Origin of the sequence: Geobacter sp. (genome assembly GCF_030834625.1) — a bacterium.
GTDB lineage: Bacteria > Desulfobacterota > Desulfuromonadia > Geobacterales > Geobacteraceae > Geobacter.
On the sequence record NZ_JAUQXO010000053.1, the window covers coordinates 1 to 18,618 of the forward strand.

General features: G+C 63.7%; 19 protein-coding genes. All 19 read right to left on the reverse strand.

The window, feature by feature from the left end; all coding sequences use genetic code 11:
- On the reverse strand, positions 1-80 hold an 80-nt coding region (locus RCH91_RS12610; protein WP_306534530.1), incomplete at its 3' end, for a transposase.
- 47 nt (positions 81-127) lie between these two features.
- Positions 128-1,003, reverse strand: coding sequence for a DNA methyltransferase (locus RCH91_RS12615; RefSeq protein WP_306535317.1), 876 nt, complete (start codon positions 1,001-1,003; stop codon positions 128-130).
- Positions 1,000-1,791, reverse strand: a complete 792-nt coding sequence (radC, locus tag RCH91_RS12620; protein ID WP_306535319.1) for a DNA repair protein RadC — start codon at positions 1,789-1,791, stop codon at positions 1,000-1,002. Before radC ends, RCH91_RS12615 begins: the two co-directional genes overlap by 4 nt.
- A gap of 4 nt (positions 1,792-1,795) precedes the next feature.
- Entirely contained in the window at positions 1,796-1,933 is a 138-nt protein-coding gene (locus tag RCH91_RS12625; protein ID WP_306535320.1) for a hypothetical protein, read from the reverse strand.
- A gap of 190 nt (positions 1,934-2,123) precedes the next feature.
- Positions 2,124-2,942, reverse strand: coding sequence for a MoxR family ATPase (locus RCH91_RS12630; protein ID WP_306535321.1), 819 nt, complete (start codon positions 2,940-2,942; stop codon positions 2,124-2,126).
- 7 nt (positions 2,943-2,949) lie between these two features.
- Positions 2,950-3,138, reverse strand: coding sequence for a hypothetical protein (locus tag RCH91_RS12635; protein WP_306535408.1), 189 nt, complete (start codon positions 3,136-3,138; stop codon positions 2,950-2,952).
- Positions 3,139-3,141: 3 nt separating this feature from the next.
- Positions 3,142-4,095, reverse strand: coding sequence for a ferrochelatase (hemH, locus tag RCH91_RS12640; protein ID WP_306535322.1), 954 nt, complete (start codon positions 4,093-4,095; stop codon positions 3,142-3,144).
- Between the two features lie 71 nt (positions 4,096-4,166).
- Positions 4,167-4,994: an alpha/beta hydrolase gene (locus RCH91_RS12645; protein WP_306535323.1), complete on the reverse strand. Its 828-nt coding sequence runs from the start codon at positions 4,992-4,994 to the stop codon at positions 4,167-4,169.
- 13 nt (positions 4,995-5,007) lie between these two features.
- Positions 5,008-5,211, reverse strand: a complete 204-nt coding sequence (locus RCH91_RS12650) for a SlyX family protein (protein ID WP_306535324.1) — start codon at positions 5,209-5,211, stop codon at positions 5,008-5,010.
- Positions 5,212-5,288: 77 nt separating this feature from the next.
- Complete coding sequence (gene hemE, locus RCH91_RS12655; protein ID WP_306535325.1) at positions 5,289-6,311, reverse strand: uroporphyrinogen decarboxylase; 1,023 nt, start codon at positions 6,309-6,311, stop codon at positions 5,289-5,291.
- Between the two features lie 158 nt (positions 6,312-6,469).
- Positions 6,470-7,540, reverse strand: coding sequence for a radical SAM/SPASM domain-containing protein (locus tag RCH91_RS12660; RefSeq protein ID WP_306535326.1), 1,071 nt, complete (start codon positions 7,538-7,540; stop codon positions 6,470-6,472).
- 88 nt (positions 7,541-7,628) lie between these two features.
- Positions 7,629-8,384 (reverse strand): ABC transporter permease, encoded by a 756-nt coding sequence (locus tag RCH91_RS12665; RefSeq protein ID WP_306535402.1) that lies wholly within the window; start codon positions 8,382-8,384, stop codon positions 7,629-7,631.
- Positions 8,384-9,307: an ATP-binding cassette domain-containing protein gene (locus RCH91_RS12670; RefSeq protein ID WP_306535327.1), complete on the reverse strand. Its 924-nt coding sequence runs from the start codon at positions 9,305-9,307 to the stop codon at positions 8,384-8,386. Before RCH91_RS12670 ends, RCH91_RS12665 begins: the two co-directional genes overlap by 1 nt.
- A gap of 6 nt (positions 9,308-9,313) precedes the next feature.
- Positions 9,314-10,999: an ATP-binding protein gene (locus tag RCH91_RS12675; protein ID WP_306535328.1), complete on the reverse strand. Its 1,686-nt coding sequence runs from the start codon at positions 10,997-10,999 to the stop codon at positions 9,314-9,316.
- Positions 11,000-11,002: 3 nt separating this feature from the next.
- A complete protein-coding gene (locus RCH91_RS12680) occupies positions 11,003-12,103 on the reverse strand; it encodes an ATP-binding protein (protein WP_306535329.1) in 1,101 nt (366 codons plus the stop codon).
- A 23-nt stretch (positions 12,104-12,126) separates the two neighbouring features.
- Positions 12,127-13,653: a response regulator gene (locus RCH91_RS12685; protein WP_306535330.1), complete on the reverse strand. Its 1,527-nt coding sequence runs from the start codon at positions 13,651-13,653 to the stop codon at positions 12,127-12,129.
- Complete coding sequence (locus RCH91_RS12690; protein WP_306535331.1) at positions 13,650-15,944, reverse strand: ATP-binding protein; 2,295 nt, start codon at positions 15,942-15,944, stop codon at positions 13,650-13,652. The genes RCH91_RS12685 and RCH91_RS12690 overlap by 4 nt, the downstream gene beginning before the upstream one ends.
- Before the next feature lie 37 nt (positions 15,945-15,981).
- Positions 15,982-16,989, reverse strand: coding sequence for an NAD(P)H-dependent glycerol-3-phosphate dehydrogenase (locus RCH91_RS12695; RefSeq protein ID WP_306535403.1), 1,008 nt, complete (start codon positions 16,987-16,989; stop codon positions 15,982-15,984).
- 41 nt (positions 16,990-17,030) lie between these two features.
- On the reverse strand, positions 17,031-18,608 hold the full coding sequence (locus RCH91_RS12700) for a HEAT repeat domain-containing protein (protein WP_306535332.1): 1,578 nt from the start codon (positions 18,606-18,608) through the stop codon (positions 17,031-17,033).
- Positions 18,609-18,618 lie beyond the last annotated feature (10 nt).

Consider the following 18,618-nt stretch of genomic DNA (forward strand, 5'->3'; position numbering starts at 1 on the left):
TTTTGGGACAGCCCTTGCTCTGTTACCAGTTTGACCGCCTCTGCTCGAAACTCTGGCGTGTAACGTTGCTGCTTCTTCATGTTCCCCTCCCTCTCGGTAGTTTACCAAGTGGGAGTGTCCATTGTCTTCAGGATACGTCAAATTGCAAGTCAGACCAGACATCACTAAGTGGCCGTCCTTTTGCTATGATCTCGTCCAAGTATCTCTTGTAAGGTTCTTGGCCAGCTGCTTGCCCTCGTGTTTCCCAGACCCACTCCCGATCATCTGTATCAAGATGGACTTTTCTTCGCAATCCTTTCAATCGCTCGTCTCTGTCGTAAGGAATAGCCACCTGATCCATGCGGATTTGGGTTTCTTTTGATCTGGCATAGAACAGCAAAGTGTCATGCTTTGCATTGAACTTATTCGATATATGCATCTCTCTTCCTGGATAATGCCAGATAATCTCGTTGCGGAAATGATTTTCTCCAAAGACCTCATCCATTACGACTTTGACATAATGAGTTTTCTTCCAATCCAAGTGGACATAGATAGCGCCATCAGGGGTTAATAATTGCCGCAACAGTACAAGGCGCTTCCTGATGAATTCAACGAAACGCGCTCCTATCACTTTGTCCTGATATGCTTTTTGGTCTGCACTTCCTTGAAATTCCTTCATAGTCGCAAATGGCGGGTCAATGTAAATGAGGCGCACACCGTCAGTGCCATCAGCATTACGGAGCTGGCCAGCTTTCTTCCGCTCCAGCAGACTTTTCATCACCTGCAAGTTGTCGCCGAAGATTAGGTGGTTGTGCCAGCCATCGCCGTTACGGCCAAAGGTGCGGACCTTTTGCAGCGGCACTGCAAGGGTATCGGCGAGGATGTCCTCCTCGCGCTCCTTCCCGTGATAGACCAGTTCATATTCGCGCTTCTCCGGCGGGAACAGGATACGCGCCCATTCCGGGGAAAGTTCTTCCCCTTGCTGTAGCAGCCGGATAATTTCAAGTCGTTGTTCGTCGTTCATAAGGGCCTTTCAGGCATCAGTTCAGGGAGTGTTGCGATTCGTTGTTGACGTGTAGAAGTCGCTGGCGCCATGCACAGCAACTCAAGCTCATCCAGCAGGCCGGAGTCGGCGAAGCTGAAAGTCGCCTCCTCGCCTACGACTACATGATCAAGGAGTTTCAAGCCTATCGGACGGCAAGCGGCTATCAGGTCCTGGGTCAGCAGACGATCCGATTCGCTCGCATTGGCAGCTCCGGACGGGTGATTATGGGCAGCAATCAAGGCCGAGGCGTTCACCTGAAGCGCCCGCGCCACGATGGTCCGAAGAGGCGGGCGCACTGCGTCCACCGAGCCCTGAGCAATCAAGGCGTCATCCAGAAGCGCATTTCGGCGGTTCAGATAAAGAACCCGAAAGTGCTCTTCAGAAATTCCCCGCATCCGGTCGCGCAAATACTCGGCCGCCGCTACCGTGCTCTTGATAACCAACTGGCTCCGTTTGGTGGGAATAGCCACGCGCCGCGCAATTTCCATTGCCGCCAGCAACTGCGCCGCCTTAGCTCCTTTCAATCCTTTCACGTCCAGCAGCGCGATTACTGGCGCTTCCACCATCACCCGCAGTGAACCAAATTGCTGCAACAACTGCCGTCCAAGTTCAACAGCGCTGGTTCCCTTGAAGCCGACACGGATAAGGATCGCCACCAACTCCGCATCCGTCAGCGCTTGCGCGCCCCGCGACAATAGCCGCTCCCGTGGCCGTTCATCTTCCGGCCATGAGACGATGCCCTTGGATGTATGATTTCCGTGCTGCATCGGATTAACCCATATCGAGCGGTAGCTCGGCTTCGGCTTGGTCGTTCTGACAGGCCCTGTCAGGGAACAGAAAGCCGTCCACGTAGGATGAAAAGACAAATAAGATATCGAGGATGGCGTCGAAGCCAAGGTTGACGGCCATATCAGAAGGGATCTTGCAGAGGCATGTCATTAGTTCATCCCTCAATAATCAAAAGCCCCTGGAATCGGCATACCTGTGATCAGGTTAGGGCATGCGTACTGCCAAGGGCGATATAATAAAACAGATTAAGAAAAATAGACCAACTCATTCCTATAGGCAAACATTTTTCCGAAGGGCACCGTAGATCCGTTCACTTCAGATACCGCAGCGCCTCGTCCCCCAGCACCCGCTCAACGGCCAGGGGGAGGAGTTCGGCGGCGTCCTTTTCGGTGGCGGCCATCATCTTGAGGGCGTAGCGGGCGATGTTGATGCCGTCGCGGACCGAGTAGAGCTCGTCGGCGGCGTGGGCCCGCTGGAGGAAGTCGACCACGTACTTCAGGATGCGGGTCGGGGCGAAGGGGAGGTTCTCCTTGAGGATCATGAGCTCTTCGTCGGCCTCGGGGAAGTCGATGAAGATCTGGGGCTGGAGGCGGGAGTGGATATACTCGGGGACCTCGAAAGTCGAGGAGTCCTCGTTCATGGTGACCACGATCCGGAAATCCCGGTGGGCCGGAACCCGCAGCCCCGTGATGATCGACTCCACGTAGCGCCGGTCGTCCAGGAGCGGCGCCAGGGACGCCCACGCCTTCTCGCTCATGCGGTTACCCTCGTCGAGGATGAGGACTCCTCCCTTGACCATGGCCGACACCAGGGACGACGCGGCGTACTGGATCTTCCCGTCGGGGCCGATGACCGGGGTGATGATGAGGTCCTCGGGCCGGGTATCCATGGTGGCCTGGAAGAGGTAGACGGGACGACCCAGGCGCCTTGCCGCGGCATAGGCGAGGGTGGTCTTCCCCACCCCCGGCTTGCCGATGAGGCGGGGGTTGAAGGGGATGTCCCGGTCGTCGATGACCATCCAGGCGGCCAGCAGCTGCTGGAGAAGCTCATCCTGGCCGACCCATTTCAGGGAGAGGCTCACCGGCCCGGCCAGGGAGAGGGAAATTCCATCTATTGTTGTCTGTTCCATGGTCAATTCACCTGTCGATAACGTACATCATCGCGAGTTTAGCCCGGTTGTCCAGGCATTGGGGGCAGAGGGTGCCGGCGTCGTTCCAGAGCTCGGCCGCCAGCCACTCCCCCGCCTCCTCGTAGGGGGTGCGCTCCTGGCCTGGGGTGAATACCCCCCCGCAGACCGCGCAGGTTTTCATCTCACCATCTGCCACGGCTCACTCCCCGGCCTTCCGCACCAGATCCGCCAGGCAGTCGATGAAGAGAGGGGAGCTGTTCAGGGAGGGGGAGCGCCGGAATTTGGCGTACCCCAGCTTGTGGGCCAGCATGGCGTACTCGATGTCGATCTCGTGGAGGGTCTCGATGTGGTCCGACACGAAGGAGAGGGGGACCATGAGGAGGTTCTTCACCTGGTGGGCCGCCAGGTGCTCCAGCATCTCCTCGGTGGAGGGCTCCAGCCACTTGACCGGCCCGGCCCGGGACTGGAAGGCCAGGTGGTAGATAACCCCATCGAACCGCTCCATGACGAGCCGCACCGTCTCCTCGATGTGGGAAAGGTAGGGGTCCCCCTCGTCAATGAAGGACTGGGGAAGCGAGTGGGCCGAAAAGAGAATCTGCACCTCGGCCAGGGGATGGAATGCGTCGAGCCCCTCCCGGATCTTCTCGGCCAGGGCCTCGATGTAGCGGGGGTGGTCGTAGAACCGGTCCACATAGGTGACGTCGAAGGAGGCGCCCGCCTGTGCCAGGACCCGCTTCAGCTCGTTCACGCTGGAACCGGTGGTGGCCCGGGAATAGTGGGGATAGAGGGAGAGGGCGATGACCCGGGTGATTCCTTCCCGCCGGATGGCCGCCAGGGCCTCCACCGTGGTGGGCTTCCAGTAGCGCATGGCCACGAAGCAGCGGTAGTCATCCCCCAGGACCTCTTCCAGTGCTCCGGCCTGGGCCTCGGTCAGCTCCCGGATGGGGGACTTGCCGCCGATCTCCTCGTACTTGTGCTCCACCGGCCGGGCCCGTTTCTTGGCGATGAGCCGGGCGATGAAGGGCTGTAGGAAGGAAGGGCCGATCCGGATGATGTCCCGGTCGGAGAAGAGGTTGACGAGAAAGGGTTTCACGGCGTCCAGGGAGTCGGGACCCCCCATCTGCAGGAGGAGGACGGCGGTTTTTTCTGACATGGTCGCCTCGTTAACGGTATAGGGTCGGTCTTGCGGCGTCCCCTTCCAGATACCCCATTACCCCGGGCCGGTCAAGGAGTAAGAGGCTCGAGAATCCCCTCATCCCGGAGAAATCCGGCCACGATCCCCCGGAACTCTCCCCGGTCGGGGGGACAGTCGTTGTGGGCGCAGGCAAGCTCCACGAGGCGCACTCGCCGGGCTGCCCGGGCCAGCTCCCGGCCGTGGCCGACGGGGATGATGTCGTCGTGGATGCCGTGAAGGACGAGAACCGGCCCGGGATAGGCGGCAAGGGCCTGGCGGTTGTCGAAGACGTCCCGCACGAGGAACCCCGGCAGGAGCATCCGCCGGGCAAAGGGTCGGGTGGAGGTGAAGGGTGACTGGAGGATGAGGGCTGCCAGGGGACGCTCTCGGCCGAGGGCGCAGGCCACGCCGCCCCCCAGGGACCGGCCGAAGGCGACCACCCGGCGGGAATCCACGTCGCTGCGGCCGATGACGGCATCGTAGGCCGCCACCGCCGCGGCGGTGATGCTCTCCTCGGAAGGCGTTCCCTCCGAACGCCCGTACCCCGGGTACTCCACCAGCAGCACCCCCACCCCCATGGCCCGAAACTCCTCGGCCTCATCGGGGAGAAAATCGATCACCTCGCCGTTGCCGTGGAAGAAGAGGAACACCGGCCTCTTACTCCCCGCCTCCATTCCCTTGGGCGGCAGAAACCACGCCTCGATCTTACCGAAGCCCGTTTCGAGCCGAAGGGGAACCGTGCCTGGGGAGAGGGGGGGCTGCCTGCCAACGTCGATGGCCCGGCCGGGGTACATGAGGGAGCGCTGGAGAAGGAAACAGAGGGCCCCATAGGCGGCGTAAACCACCGCACCAAGGATGAGGAGTCTGAGGAGGTTCATGGCGGCTGGCCGGTCAGTAGTGGGGGGGCGGCTCTTCGTCCTCCGGCTTTCCCACCGGCGACGGGGCCTCGGCCAGAACCTGTTGCCGGAGCCCCTTCAGCTCCGCCTCCAGCCGGTCGATGGTCTGCTGCTGGCGGTAGACCACGTCGTTCAGCTCGTGCACGGTGCGTGACAGGTGGGTGACGTGGATCTCCAGGTCGGTGATGCGATTCTCCATGGACACCTCTTTCTCTACGGGAAAAAGGAAAAGGGAGCCTGCTTCGCTCCCTTTTCCGATTACTCTCTCCGCGTTTCCTATTTCTGCGACAACCGGTGCACGCACTCAACCATGTGGATGGCGTTCTCCGGCGGCACCGTGGGGAGGATGCCGTGCCCCAAGTTGAAGATGTGTCCGGGGCGGCCGGCGTTCTCGTCGAGAACCCGCTTCACCTCGGCTTCGATGACCTCCTTGGGCGCATAGAGGACCGTAGGGTCCAGATTCCCCTGGACGGCCATGCCGGCACCGAGGGTGTCCCGGGCTTTCCCCAGGTTCACGTGCCAGTCGAGCCCCATGACGTCGCCGCCGGCCTTCTGCACCGTCTCCAGCATGGTGCCGGACCCCTTGACGAAGTGGATCACCGGGGTGTTCTGGCGGTTCAGGCCGTTGATGAGCTTCACGGTGTAGGGGAGGACGTACTTCTCGTAGTCGGTGGGGGAGAGGACCCCGCCCCAGGTGTCGAAGATCTGGATCGCCTGGGCCCCGGCCCGGATCTGGGCGTTCAGGTACTCCATGTCCATCATGGTCACCTTCTCCATGAGGGCGGCGTAGACATCGGGGGCGGCGTACATCATCCGCTTGATGGTGGCCCAGTCCTTTGAGCCCTTCCCCTCCACCATGTAGCAGGCCAGGGTGAACGGCGCGCCGCCGAAGCCGATGAGCGGCACCCGGCCGGCCAGCTCCTTGCGGAGGATCTTGATGGCATCGAGGACATAGGGAACATCCTCTTCCGGGTTGGGAATCCTGAGCCGCTCCACGTCGGCCATGGTCCGGACCGGGTTCTCGAAGACCGGGCCTGGGACGAAGTCGAGCTTCAGCCCCATGGGCTCCACCGGGGTGAGGATGTCGGAGAAGAGGATCGCCGCGTCGACTCCCAGGATCTCCACCGGCTGGATGGTCACCTCGGCGGCCAGTTCCGGGGTCTTGCAGAGCTCCAGAAAGGTGCACTTGGAGCGCACCGCCATGTATTCGGGGAGATAGCGCCCTGCCTGGCGCATGAGCCACACGGGGGTACGGTCAACGGGCTTGCCCCAGCAGGCGTCGAGAAAACGATTATTCATAAAAATCCTCCTTGGAATTTTAAACCGGTTCAAAACCCGGAACGCGATATTTGCGTCAGATTGGTGCACCCGCAGGAACCCCGGCGGAGGCGTAGCAGCGCTACGCCGCACAACGGGGTGACGAGGACGGCGCCAAGATGGCGTAAAGAGCGCGTTCCCTACGCCTTCTTCTGAAGGCGTATCGGCACGTAGTTGCAGAAAGGCTCCTCCGCCATGTAATCCCCATACACCGCGTCGGCCCGGGCGCGGCAGCCGCCGCAGACGTTGATGAACTCGCACTCGCCGCACTTCCCCTTGTAGGCCTTGAAGTTGCGCAGATCCTTGAAGATCTCCGAATTCTCCCAGATCTCCCGGAAGGGGGTCTCCTTCACGTTGCCGGCGGTGCGGTGGAAGTAGGAGCAGGGCTTCACGTTGCCGAAGCAATCTATGAGGCAGATGGTCTGGGCCGCGATGCACCCCTTGCCGCCGCCGGTGGAGAAGGTCAGCGACCGGCGCTCGAACTTGATCCCCTCCTCCTTGGCCCGCATGGGGACCATCCGGTAGTAGTGGGGGGCACAGGTGGGGCGCATGAGGATCTCGTCCTCCAGCTTCTCCTGCTGATAGTGCCACTCCAGGATCTCCTCGTAGTCCTCCTTGGAGATGAGCTCGTTCATGATCTCCTCTCCCCGGCCCGTGGGGACGATCATGAACATGTACCAGGCGGTGGCGCCCAGACCCTTGGCCACCTTGAAGGTATTGGCGATGTCGTGCTGGTTTCTTTTCGTGAAGGAGGAGTTGATGAGGAACTTCTGGCCGTTCCTGCGGAAGATCTCCGCGGCCCGCACCACCCCGTCGAAGGAGCCGGGGCACTGGCGGAAGTCGTCGTGGACTGCGGCACTGCTTCCGTCCAGGGAGAGGGAGACCATCTTGATGTCGGCCTTCCTCATCTTGGCGCAGATCTCGTCGGTGACCAGTGCTCCGTTGGTGGCCATGCACATGCGCAGCCCCAGGGAGGTGCCGTACTCGGCCAGTTCGAAAATGTCCGTGCGCATCAGGGGCTCGCCGCCCGAGAGGACCACCACCGGCTTGGAGAAGTCGGCGATCTCCTTCAGGAGCTTCTTCCCCTCTTCGGTGGTGAAGTCCCCCTCAGAGGAGGTCAGGTCGGAGGAACAGCGGCAGTGGACGCACTTGAGGTTGCACTTCTGGGTGGTTTCCCAGGCAACCCACTTGGGTATGAATTCTTCGGCCATGGGTTCTCCGTTTCGTGTGGCAATCCGGTAAATCGTACTATGAATAGTGTCGGCAGCACAAGAAGTTTAGCTCCGCGGAGGGTCGGGGCTACTCCGCCATCTTCCGGTTGAAGATGGCCACCGTGGCGGCGAAGGCGACCAGGGCGGTGGCGGCGAGGATGGCGATGAGCCCCCCGTCGAGAGCACCCGCCAGGAGCGCCCGACGCGACCCCTCGAAGAGGGCCGTGGTGGGGATGACCATGACGGCGGAACGCAGGGCCTCGGGATAGGAGGAGACCGGGAAGAAGACCCCGGACAGGAAGATGAGGGGCATGATGACCACCGCCTGGACCTTGCCGATGGTCTCGGGCTTGTCGAGAAGCGTGCCGCAGACGGTGCCGGCGCAGGAAAAGACCATGGAGCCGAGGACGATGAAGGAGAGGTATCCCGCCAGGTGGGCCGGGTTGAACCGCACCCCGGTCAGGAGGAAGATGGCCGCGGCCACAGCCACCCCCTTGAGGGCACCCTGAGTGAAGCCGGAGATGATCTTGCCGATGACGATGTCGTAGACCGTGATGGGGGTGACCCGGTAGGCCTCGATGGTCCGCTGAACCTTGCGGTGGAACCACATGCTCCAGGCGCTCTCGTCGAAGGCGGCGGTGACGGCGGTCATGGTGATGAGCCCAGGAGCCATGAAGACCGTGTAGGGAACCCCCTCCACGTCGGCGATGTACCCCCGCAGACCGAAGCCGAAGGCCAGGTAGAAGGTGAGGGGGGAGGCGACCACCGCCACCAGCTCCGAAAAGAGGCTGCGGCGCAGCACCAGCATGTCCCGCTTCCAGATGGAAAAGGCGCCTGTTAACATCATTCCCGCACCTCCCGCCCCGTCAGCTCGATGAACACATCCTCCAGGGTCGGCTCCCGGAGGCAGACCTTGCGGATGTCGTCGGTGCCGATGGCGTCCATGAGGGGCTTCAGGTACTCCTCGCCGGCAAGGGAGAGACGGAAGAGGTCGCCGGTCCGCTGGAGGGACCGGACAAAGGAAAAGCCCGCCAGGATCGCCTCGTAGCGGTCGGCGTTGGCCCGGAACTGGAGCTCGTAACGGTGGGCGTGGGCCATCCGCTCCTTGAGCTGGGCGGCGCTGCCGTCCACCAGGGCCTTGCCGTGGTCCATGATGACGATCCGGTCGCAGAGGGTGTCGGCCTCGTCCATGTAGTGGGTGGTGAGGAAGATGGTCATGGAATCCTTCAGGGATTCGATGTACTCCCAGACGGCCCGGCGGGACTGGGGGTCGAGGCCGGTGGTAGGCTCGTCGAGAAAGAGGACCCGCGGCCGGTGGACCAGGGCCCGGGCCACCACGAGACGACGCTGCATGCCGCCGGAAAAGGTGTCGGGGAAGTCGTTGCGGCGCCCCGAGAGCCCCACCAGCTCCAGAAGCTCATCCACCCGCCGGCCGGTCTCGGCCTGCCCCATGCCGTGGAGTCGGGCCTGCATCACCAGGTTCTCCCGGGCGGTGAGGTAGCGGTCCAGGTTGTTGTCCTGGGGGACCACGCCGATGAGGCGCCGCACCTCCTGCCCCTGCTGCCGCACGTCGAACCCCTCCACGTGGGCCGTGCCGGCGTCGGGGCGAAGGAGGGTGGTGAGGATCCGGATGATGGTGGTCTTCCCCGCGCCGTTGGGGCCCAGGAGGGCAAAGATGGTCCCCCGGGCCACCTCCAGGGAGAAGGAGTCCACGGCCGTGAGGGAGCCGTAGCGCTTGGTGAGGCCGTGAAGCGAGAGGGCTGCCATGGGGGCCTACCGTTCCCCGTCGCGGCGGGGGATGACGCAGGTGTTGTCCATGGGGAAGAGGAGGGAGAAGACGCTCCCGGTGCCGTCCTCCCCCGGCTCCACCCAGACCATGCCGCCGTGGGCGTCCATGATCCCCTTGACGATGGAGAGGCCGAGCCCCGACCCCTTGGACATGAAGCCGGTCTTGCCGGAGGAGTGGTAGGCGATGTCGCCGACGCCGTAGAACTTTTCGAAGATTCTCACCCGCTCCTCGGGGGGGATGCCGATACCCGTGTCGGCGATGTCGAGCCGGTAGAAGGCGGGATGCCCCTCGATGGTGGCCGGGAACTCCCGGTAGAAGGGGCGGAGCGAATCGGCTAGGGGGAGGAGGTCGTCCAGGGACGTGAGCTGCCCGCTGATGGTGATCCGTCCCCCGTCCGCGGTGAACTTGATGGCATTCTCCAGGAGGTTTCGCGTCACGAGCCGGCAGAACCCCTCGTCGGCCGGGATGCTGCAGGTGTCCTCGGCGATGGAGACCTCGATGTCCCGCTCGGAAAGGGGAAGGAGGAGCGTCTGGCGCACCTCCCGGCAGACGGTGAGGAGATTCACCATCCGCTTGTTGACGGCAAACCCCTTGGTCTCGATACGGGAGATGGAGAGGAGATCGTCCACGATCCCCCGCAGCTGGGTCACCCCCTCGTAGACCGACTCCATCATCTCCTTCTGCTCCGGGGTCATTGCCAGGCCGCTGTAGTGGAGAAGGAACTGCAAGCCCCCGATGATGGAGGTGAGGGGGGTCTTCAGCTCGTGGGAGGCCATGCCGATGAAGGTGTTCTTGGCGGCGTTCAGGCGCCCCAGTTCGATGTTGGCCCGCTTCACCTCCTCCAGGTTCTCCCTGAGGGCCTGGCGGCTCCGGAGAAGCTCCTGGGTGGCGAGCTCCTTCTCCTCTTCCATTTTCCGCCGCTTGGTGACGTCCTCGATGACGTAGACGAAGCCGTGCTCATGCTCGGTGGGGTGCATGGGGAAGCAGGAGGCCTTGTACCATCCCGTGAGCTTGGGGAAGTGGACATCCCCGTCGTCGGGCTTGAGATCGGTACACTGAGAGAAGATGCTCTCTTCGGCATCGGGGCTTCCGTAGAAGAGCTCGGTAATGTTCCGGCCAAGGATGTCGCTATAGGTGGCGTTGAAGTACTCGATCGCCCGGTTGTTACAGCGGATGATCGTGCTGTAGGGGTCGGTGAGGAGGACCAGGTCCGAAACGGCATCGAAGGCCGCCTCCCACTCCATCTTCCCCTGGCGGATGGCCCGCTCGGCCCGGCGCCGGATGCGCCGCTCCGCCGCCTCCCGGATCTCCCGCTCGATGGCGGGAATCAGCCGCGACAGGTTTCCCTTTATGAGGTAGTCGTTGGCACCGCCCCTCATGGCGTCCACGAGCATGTCCTCGGCGATCTTGCCGGAGACGATGATGACGGGGAGGTCGAGGCCGCTCTCCTTGAGGGTTTCCAGGGCCAGGGGCGCGGTGAACCGCGGCATCCGGTAGTCGGAGATGACGATGTCCCACTGCCGGGAGGCAAGGGCCTTCTTCATGGCGGACCGGGTCTGCACCCGCTCGAACTCCACCGCGTACCCCCCCCGTTTCAGCTCCCGCAGGAGGAGAAGGGCATCGTCCTCGGAGTCCTCAACCAGTAGTATTCTCAGCTGTTTTTCATCCATCGCCTATCCCTCGTCGCCGTCTGCAGGGGGTTGAGTTTCTCCCAGGGTGAAATAGATGGTAGCTCCGGTGCCGAGCATCCCCTCGGCCCAGACCCGTCCGCCGTGGCGCTCCACCACCCGGCGCACCGTTGCCAGCCCGATGCCGGTCCCCTCGAACTCGTCCATGGCGTGGAGCCGCTGGAAGGGGTTGAAGAGCTTGTCCACATAGGCCATGTCGAAGCCGACCCCGTTGTCCCGCACATAGAAAGCCCGCCCCTCCTCCCCCTCGACCGCCCCGAACTCGATGACGGCGCGGGGCTTCTTCCCCGTGTATTTCCAGGCATTGCCCAGGAGGTTTTCTAGGACGATCCGGAGAAGGAGGGGGTCGCCGTCCCCCTTCACCCCTTCGGCGATGGTGAAGGAGACGTCGCGCTCCGGGTCTGTCCCCGCCAGTTCGGCGGCGATGGTTCGGGCAAGGAGGCTGAGACTGACGGAACGCCGCTGCAGGTCGCTGCGGCTCACGGAGGCCAGTTGGAGGAGGTCGTCGATGAGCTGCCCCATCCGGTTGGCCGCGGCGCAGATCCGGGTGAGGTACCCTTTCCCCTGGAGGTCGAGTTGCCCCGCGCAATCTTCCAGGAGCGCCCGGCTGAAGCCGTCGATATGGCGAAGGGGCGCCCGCAGGTCGTGGGAGACCGAATAGCTGAAGGACTCCATCTCGCGGTTGGCCCGCTCCAGCGCCGCGGTTCGCTCCCTCACCCGCTTCTCCAGTTCGGCACTGAGGAGCCGATAATTCTCCTCGCTCTCCCGGAGTTCGTGGTGGCTCAACTCGGATTCGTCCAGCTGCTGGCGAAGCTCCTCCTCCACCATGCAGAGCTCCTCGTTGCGCTCCTTCAGGAGTTCCTCCTTGCGGTTCACCTCCTCCACGAAGCGGCGGATCACCACGTGGAGAAGGAGGGCGGTGACCGCCACGAAGAGCCCTCCCTTTGCCGTCTGGAGATCCGTTAGGCGCTCCGGGTCCGTGACGATGAACCGGAGCAGCCGATCCGAAAAAAGGATCCAGAGCCCGGCGAAGAGGGCGTAGTAAGCCACGATTCTGAGAGGCATGGTCTGGTAGGGCAGCTTCATGGGCGAAAGTCCCCCGGTAGTGGTCAGTCCATCCCCAGCGGAAAGAGCATCAGGAAGGTGCTGCCGTTCTCCTGCTCGCTCTCGGCCCAGATGAACCCATGGTGGGCATCCATGACCTTGCGGCAGAACGCAAGCCCGAGGCCGGTACCGCTCGCCTTTCCCAGCTTGCGGTTGCGGGCCTGGACGAAGCGGTCGAAGATGGTGACGAGGGAATCGGCCGGAATTCCCGCCCCGGTGTCGCTCACCGCCACGAGGAGGTACCGCCCCTGCCGGGGGAGGCTCTCCGGCGGGTAGGAGCCGGCGGGAATGCGCTCCGCCACCGTCGCGACATCGTCCAGAACCTCTGCCCGCACCTCGATGCCACCGTCGGTGGTGAATTTCAGGGAATTGGAGATGAGGTTGCCGATGAGCCGGGCGAATTTCTTCCGATCCACGGGGAAGGTGACCGGCTCGTGGGGGAGGGTGATAGTGAGGGAAAGGCCTCCGTTGCGGGCAACCGGCTCGAACCGGTCGACGGTCCGCTGAAGGAGCGGCCCCAACTCCTCGTCCCCCAGGGTCGTCACCATCCGCCCCGCCTCGAAGCGGTGGACGTCCAGGAGGGTGTCGATCATGTCCACCATCTCGGCACAGCTCTCCACGGCGGATTCAAGGTACATCTTCTGCTCGGCGTTCACTGGGCCGAGCCGTCCCTCCTTCACCAGGTCGATGGAACCGACGATGGCGGTGATGGGGGTCTTGAGGTCGTGGGAGAGCATGCTGACGAAATCCTCCCGCTCCTGTTCCAGGGCCTTGAGGGCCGAGATGTCGCGGATGATCTCCACGCTCCCGATCATCTCCCCGGCGGCGTTCACCAGGGGGGCGGCGCTGGAGAGGACCGGCACGACCCGCCCCGGCAGGCGCAGGTCGTAGGCCACGTCGAGGCACGGCTCCCCCGTGGCGAGCACCACCCGGCAGGGGAGCCGGTCCGCCGGGATGGCGGCAGTGACGAGCTCCTCCACCGGGTGGGAATAGACCGCTGCCGCTGCCACCCCGAAGAGTTCCTCGGCCGTGCGGTTGACGCTCATGACGAGCCCCTGGCGATCCACGGCCACGAGGGCTTCGGCCATGCCATGGAGGATCGCCTCCATCTTGCGGCGCTCCTCCTCCACCTCCCGCTGGAGCCGCTCGTTCTCCAGCCGGGTCCGGTTGTACTGGATCGCCCGCTCCACCCGCTTCTTCATGTCGTCGGAGGAGAAGGGCTTGGAGATGTAGTCCACGGCCCCCTTCTTCATGGCCTCCACGGCGATGTCCTCGCTGCCATGGGCGGTCATCATCACCACCACCAGGTCGGGCCAGTCGCGCCGGATCCGCTCCAGCACCTCTATCCCATCCAGGCGGGGCATGCGGATGTCGAGGAGGATCAGGTCGTAGCGCTCCCGGGCCAGCACCTCCAGGGCTTCGAGACCGTCCCTGGCCCGGGCGGTGCGGTAGCCGGCGTCCTCCAGCTGGAGTTTGAGGATGAGGGCGATGTCCGCTTCGTCATCGACGATGAGGATCCTGACGTCGTTCATGGGTGCTCCTCGCACACGGGGACCGTGAAGGTGAAGACATTCCCCCCTCCGACCCCCTCGTTGTAAAAGATCCTGCCGTGGTGGTGCTCGACGATCTCCTTGCAGATGGCAAGGCCCAGCCCTGTTCCGCCGTGCTGACGCCGGTCGGAGTTGTCGAGCTGCTGGAATTTCTTGAAGAGTTTTCCCCGGTCGGACCACTGAATCTCGCGACCCCGGTCGGCCACGGAAATTGCCACGTAGTTGGCGGTATGCTCCGCCGTCACAACCACCCGCTCCCCCCGGGGAGAGAACTTGACCGCGTTGGAGAGGAGGTTGGTGAGAACCTGCACCAGGCGGTCCCGGTCGCCGTAGACCGGCGGCAGTTCTTGGCCGCACTGGTTCTCGACGGCAACCTCGTGCTCCCTGGCAAACCCTGTCAGCTCCTCGATGGAGTGGGAGACCAGGGTCCGCACCTCCTGGGGTGCAAGGGAAAACTCCAGCCGCCCCGATTCGATCCGGGCGATGTCGAGGATGTCGTTCACCAGCCGGATCAGCCGGTCGGTGTTGCGGAGGCAAACGGCGAGAAGCTCTCCCTCCACTTCGCTGAATCCTTTCCCCCGGTCATGGATAAACTGGAGCGACCCCTTGATGGAGGTGAGGGGAGTCTTGAGCTCGTGGGAAACGGTGGAGATGAACTCGGTCTTCACCCGGTCCACCTCCTCTTCGGCCGTCACGTCCCGCACCGACATGACCACCCCTGCCAGGATACCACCCATGTCGGTGAAGGGAGAAAGGTTGATCTTCAACTTCTTCCCCTTCACGACAAGCTCCACGTCCTGTCGGGGGGTCAAGTCTTCATTGTCTCTCATGATGTGGATGTAATCAACCAGCGAACAAAATTCTCCGGTTGCGCATACCTGCTCCAGGGGACGCCCCACCACCCGGTGGGGTACCATCTCGAAAATCCGCTGGGCCGCCGGATTGAAGAGGATGATCCTCCCCTCCCGGTCGGTAACCGCAATCCCCTCGGCCATGCCGGTGAGAATTGCCTCCAGACGCCCCATCTCCACCTGCAGAGCGGCGGTCCGTTCGCTGACCCGCTTTTCGAGAAGTTCATTCATCTCCTGGAGCCGGCGATTCAACTCCGCCTGTTCGTGGGCCGTGGCCCGGATTGTCCGGTCCCGCTCCTCAAGGCTGCGGGCCATGCGGTTGAAGGCATCGGCCAACTCCCCCACCTCGTCGGCGACGGTGACGTCCACCCGCTGCCGCAGGTCTCCACTCTCAATCATCCGCACCCCGTCCGCCAGCTGATTAAGGGGCATGGTCAACCGGCGGGCCACGTACAGGGCCGTGAAGAAGGTGAGAACAATCCCGATGGCGGCGGATGCGAGGATGTTTCTGAGGCTGTCCCGGAGGATCCCCTTGAAGTCGTCGCGGGAAAGGGCCACGTAGAGGGAGCCAACGTAGTCGCCGCGGCTGTTGGTGATGGGGTCGAAGGCGGTCTTGTAGACCTTCCCCCCGATGGTGGCGTCGCCGCCGAACGGCAGTCCCCGCTCCAGCCTGTCGAGGATATCGGGAGCGATGTCGGCGGGGTAGGGGAAGGCCGGGTTGACGCTGGCCGGGGCGAGCCTTCCCCCCCGGGTGACGGCCACCAGCACCTGCTTGCCGAAAACCTCCTGGACCCGGCTCGGCAGCTTCACGTCCCGGTCGATGACATCGCCGGCGACGATGGCGCCCAGGGGGGTGCCTCCCTCGGCGAACACCGGGACGACGACGGTGATCATCATGACTCCTTCGCCGTCGTCATAGGGGTGATTGGTGCAGAAATCGCCGATGCCGGCGCTGCAGAGGAACCGTTCGCTCACCAGTTCGGTGGCGTAGACCGGCCGCTTTTCCCGCAGGGCCCGTTCCACGATGGAAGACAGTTCGCGGGCGTTATCCGGAACCGACCTGCCTCCGCCGGCGATGACCCTCACCTGCGGGTCCACAAAGAGGAAGAGTTCTGAGAAGGGGAGGCTCGCCCGCCAACGCCAGGCCGCGTCCTGGAGCCAGGCCCTGTCCATTCTCCCGATCCGCTCCTTCACCGGTAGGGCGGAGGCGGGGAGGAGAAGGGAATACTTCATCTGCTCGGCCCGGGCGAAGTACTGATCCTTGGCATAGCGGAGATTCTCGGAGAGCTCCTTGGCGAGGGTGTCTTCGAGGGAGGCGTTGATGCTGGTGACGGTCGTCTGGATGAGAATGGCGTAGGAAACGAAGAGAATGAGGAGGATGGCCAGAAAGAGCTTGTTCCGGATCGTGAGGCGCAGATTCATGGCATACCCTCCGCCGGGTGGCCGGGGACGTTCGTCCTTATCCCCGTTCAGCCTTCGGGTCGCGGGTCATGAGTTCAAGGACCGCCTGGCGGGCCGGCTTGTCCTCGTAGAGAACCTGATAGACCTTCTCGGTGATGGGCATATCGACCCCCATCCGGCCGGCGAGCCGCCAGGCGGACTCGGCGGTCTTCACCCCCTCGGCCACCATCCGCATCTCGCCGAGGATCTCGGCAAGACGCATCCCCTGGCCGAGCTTCACCCCCACGGTCCGGTTGCGGGAAAGGTCGCCGGTGCAGGTGAGGACCAGGTCCCCCATGCCGGCGAGCCCGGCAAAGGTGGCCGGATCGGCTCCCATGGCGCGACCGAGGCGGTTCATCTCGGCGAGCCCCCGGGTGATGAGGGCGGCCCGGGTGTTGTGGCCGAGACCCAGACCATCGGAAATCCCCGCGGCCAGGGCAATGACGTTCTTGAGGGCGCCGCCGATCTCCACCCCCACCACGTCGCTATTGGTGTAGACCCGGAAATAGTGGGCGGTGAAGAGACGCTGAACCAGGGCGGCCACGGCCGGATCGGCGGCGGCCGCCACTACCGCCGTCGGCATCTCCTGGGCCACTTCCCGGGCAAAGCTTGGCCCCGAGAGGACGCAGAAGCGCCCGCCGTTCTCCGGGGGGAGAACGGCGGCGCAGACCTGGTCCATGGTCATGAGGGTGTCGAGCTCGATCCCCTTGGAGGCGTTCACGAGCGTCACCCCGGGGGCGAGGAACGGCAGGAGCTTCGCGATCACCCCTCGCATGACCTGGGAGGGGGAGGCGAGAAGTACCACCTCTTTCCCCGTGGCGGCCTCTTCCAGGGAGGAGGTAAAGTGGAGCCCCGGAGCGAGGGTAATCCCTGGAAGAAAGAGGGAGTTCACCCGGGTCGATTGCATTTCTTCCACCAGGTCCGCCTCATAGGCCCAGAGCGTAACGTCCAACCCCTTTTTGGCAAGGAGGTTCGCAAGGGTCGTTCCCCAGCTGCCTGCACCGATGACTCCGATTTTCTCGCTCATGGACAACTCCTCGCTCTCGTCGCTCTCCATCTCAGCCGTAGTCAGTCCCACTCCCCGTCTTCCTCGTCGTCCCAGGCCCTGGCCGGGAACGCGTACCCTTCGGCCCGGGCCTCCCGCACCATCCCGATCAGCTCCAGGAGCCAGCGGCGCAGAAACGGGTGCCGGTGGGCCGGAACGATGCCCCGGGAGAGGCTCACCGCCACGGCCAGGGTCTGCGCCACGAGGCGCTCCTCCCGGCCGGCGCGGACCATGAGGTCTGCCGTGAGGAAGAGCCGTCGGACGATCCGTTCCATGCGGGGGATGACCTCATCGCGGCACCACCGTTCCAGGAAGCGGTCGACGGCCATGTCGTCCTGCCGGGCAAAGGGTTCGTCGCCCAGCCGCTCCAGTTCGTCGGCCAACAGCCGGGTTCGGTTGTCGAAGAAGAACCACCCGTCGAAGAACCAGTCGTCCAGAAGCCCGACACCCTCGGCCACGAGCCCCGGGTCGTCGGCCGCCGCCAGGTCCATCCCCTCGAAGCGGGGAACGTAGGGGCGGGGGGTCAAATCGAGGCCCGTCAGGATCCGCTGCCGCACATAGAACTCGGGGGGGAGGTAGAAGCCGACTACGTGGCTCCGCTCCAGGGCATCCCCCACCAGTTCCGCCACGTAGTCGGCGTCCACCGGCACCAGGGTGTCCTCCACGGCGTTCTCCCGGAGGATCTCCCCATATTCATCGGGCGACAGGCCGCTCCACCCCCAGGCGTCCCGCATCCCGTCGGTCTCGTGAAGTTCCATGAAAAGGATGTCGATATGTTCGAGCCCCGTCCAGCGGGTCACCAGGAGGCACCTGATTCCCGAGGCATCCGGTGGGCTTACCCAGGTAGTGTGAAACGGAAACTGCGGCTCCTCATGCCAATCATCCGTATCGAGGCCCAGGAAACCCAGCCGCCGCAGGCTCCGTTCGGCCAGGGGGCGGTAGTCGTCCGGGGCCTCGCCCAGGTAGCGCCGGAGAATACGTGCGGCCCCGGGAAACCTGACCCTGCCGAGGGCCTCGATCACCTCCCGGCGGGTCTCCGGCTCGTCGAACCCCAGGAGAACCCCCAAGATATCCACCACCCGGGAGTCTTCCACGAAGCAAAGCTCACGGACGATGGCCTTCTGGGCCTCCGGGGCGTAGGCGGCGAAATCCTCCATGAAGACGATGAGCCCCTCCTCGCCCCGGTCCAGGAGCCGGGGAAGAGTGGCCCGAAGGGGTCCGCCGGCCCCGTCCATGACCGGCGTGAAGGGGGGAACCGAGACGTCAACCCCGTAACCCGCCAGGGCGAGCATCAGGGCCGACCTCCCCTGCTCTTCCAGGTCCTTGCGGGTGAGGGTGATCTGGATGAGCTGGTCCAGCCACCCGTCGTCCTCGAAGTAACTGAGGAGAGTCGTGTACCGGGAGATGACCGCGCCGTTCTTCTCCCGCCAGAGGCGCCGGAAGAGGGGAGAAAGGGCACGGCGGCCCGCCCCCCGGAGGGTGGTTCCGATCTCCGTCAGCTCGTCGGCGCTGACGCTCTCCTTCGTCAGCTGCCCCAGGAGGTTCAGGATGGTATGGCGCTCCCGGAGGCTCGTATCAATACTGCTGCGGTGACTTTTCATATGCAGGAAC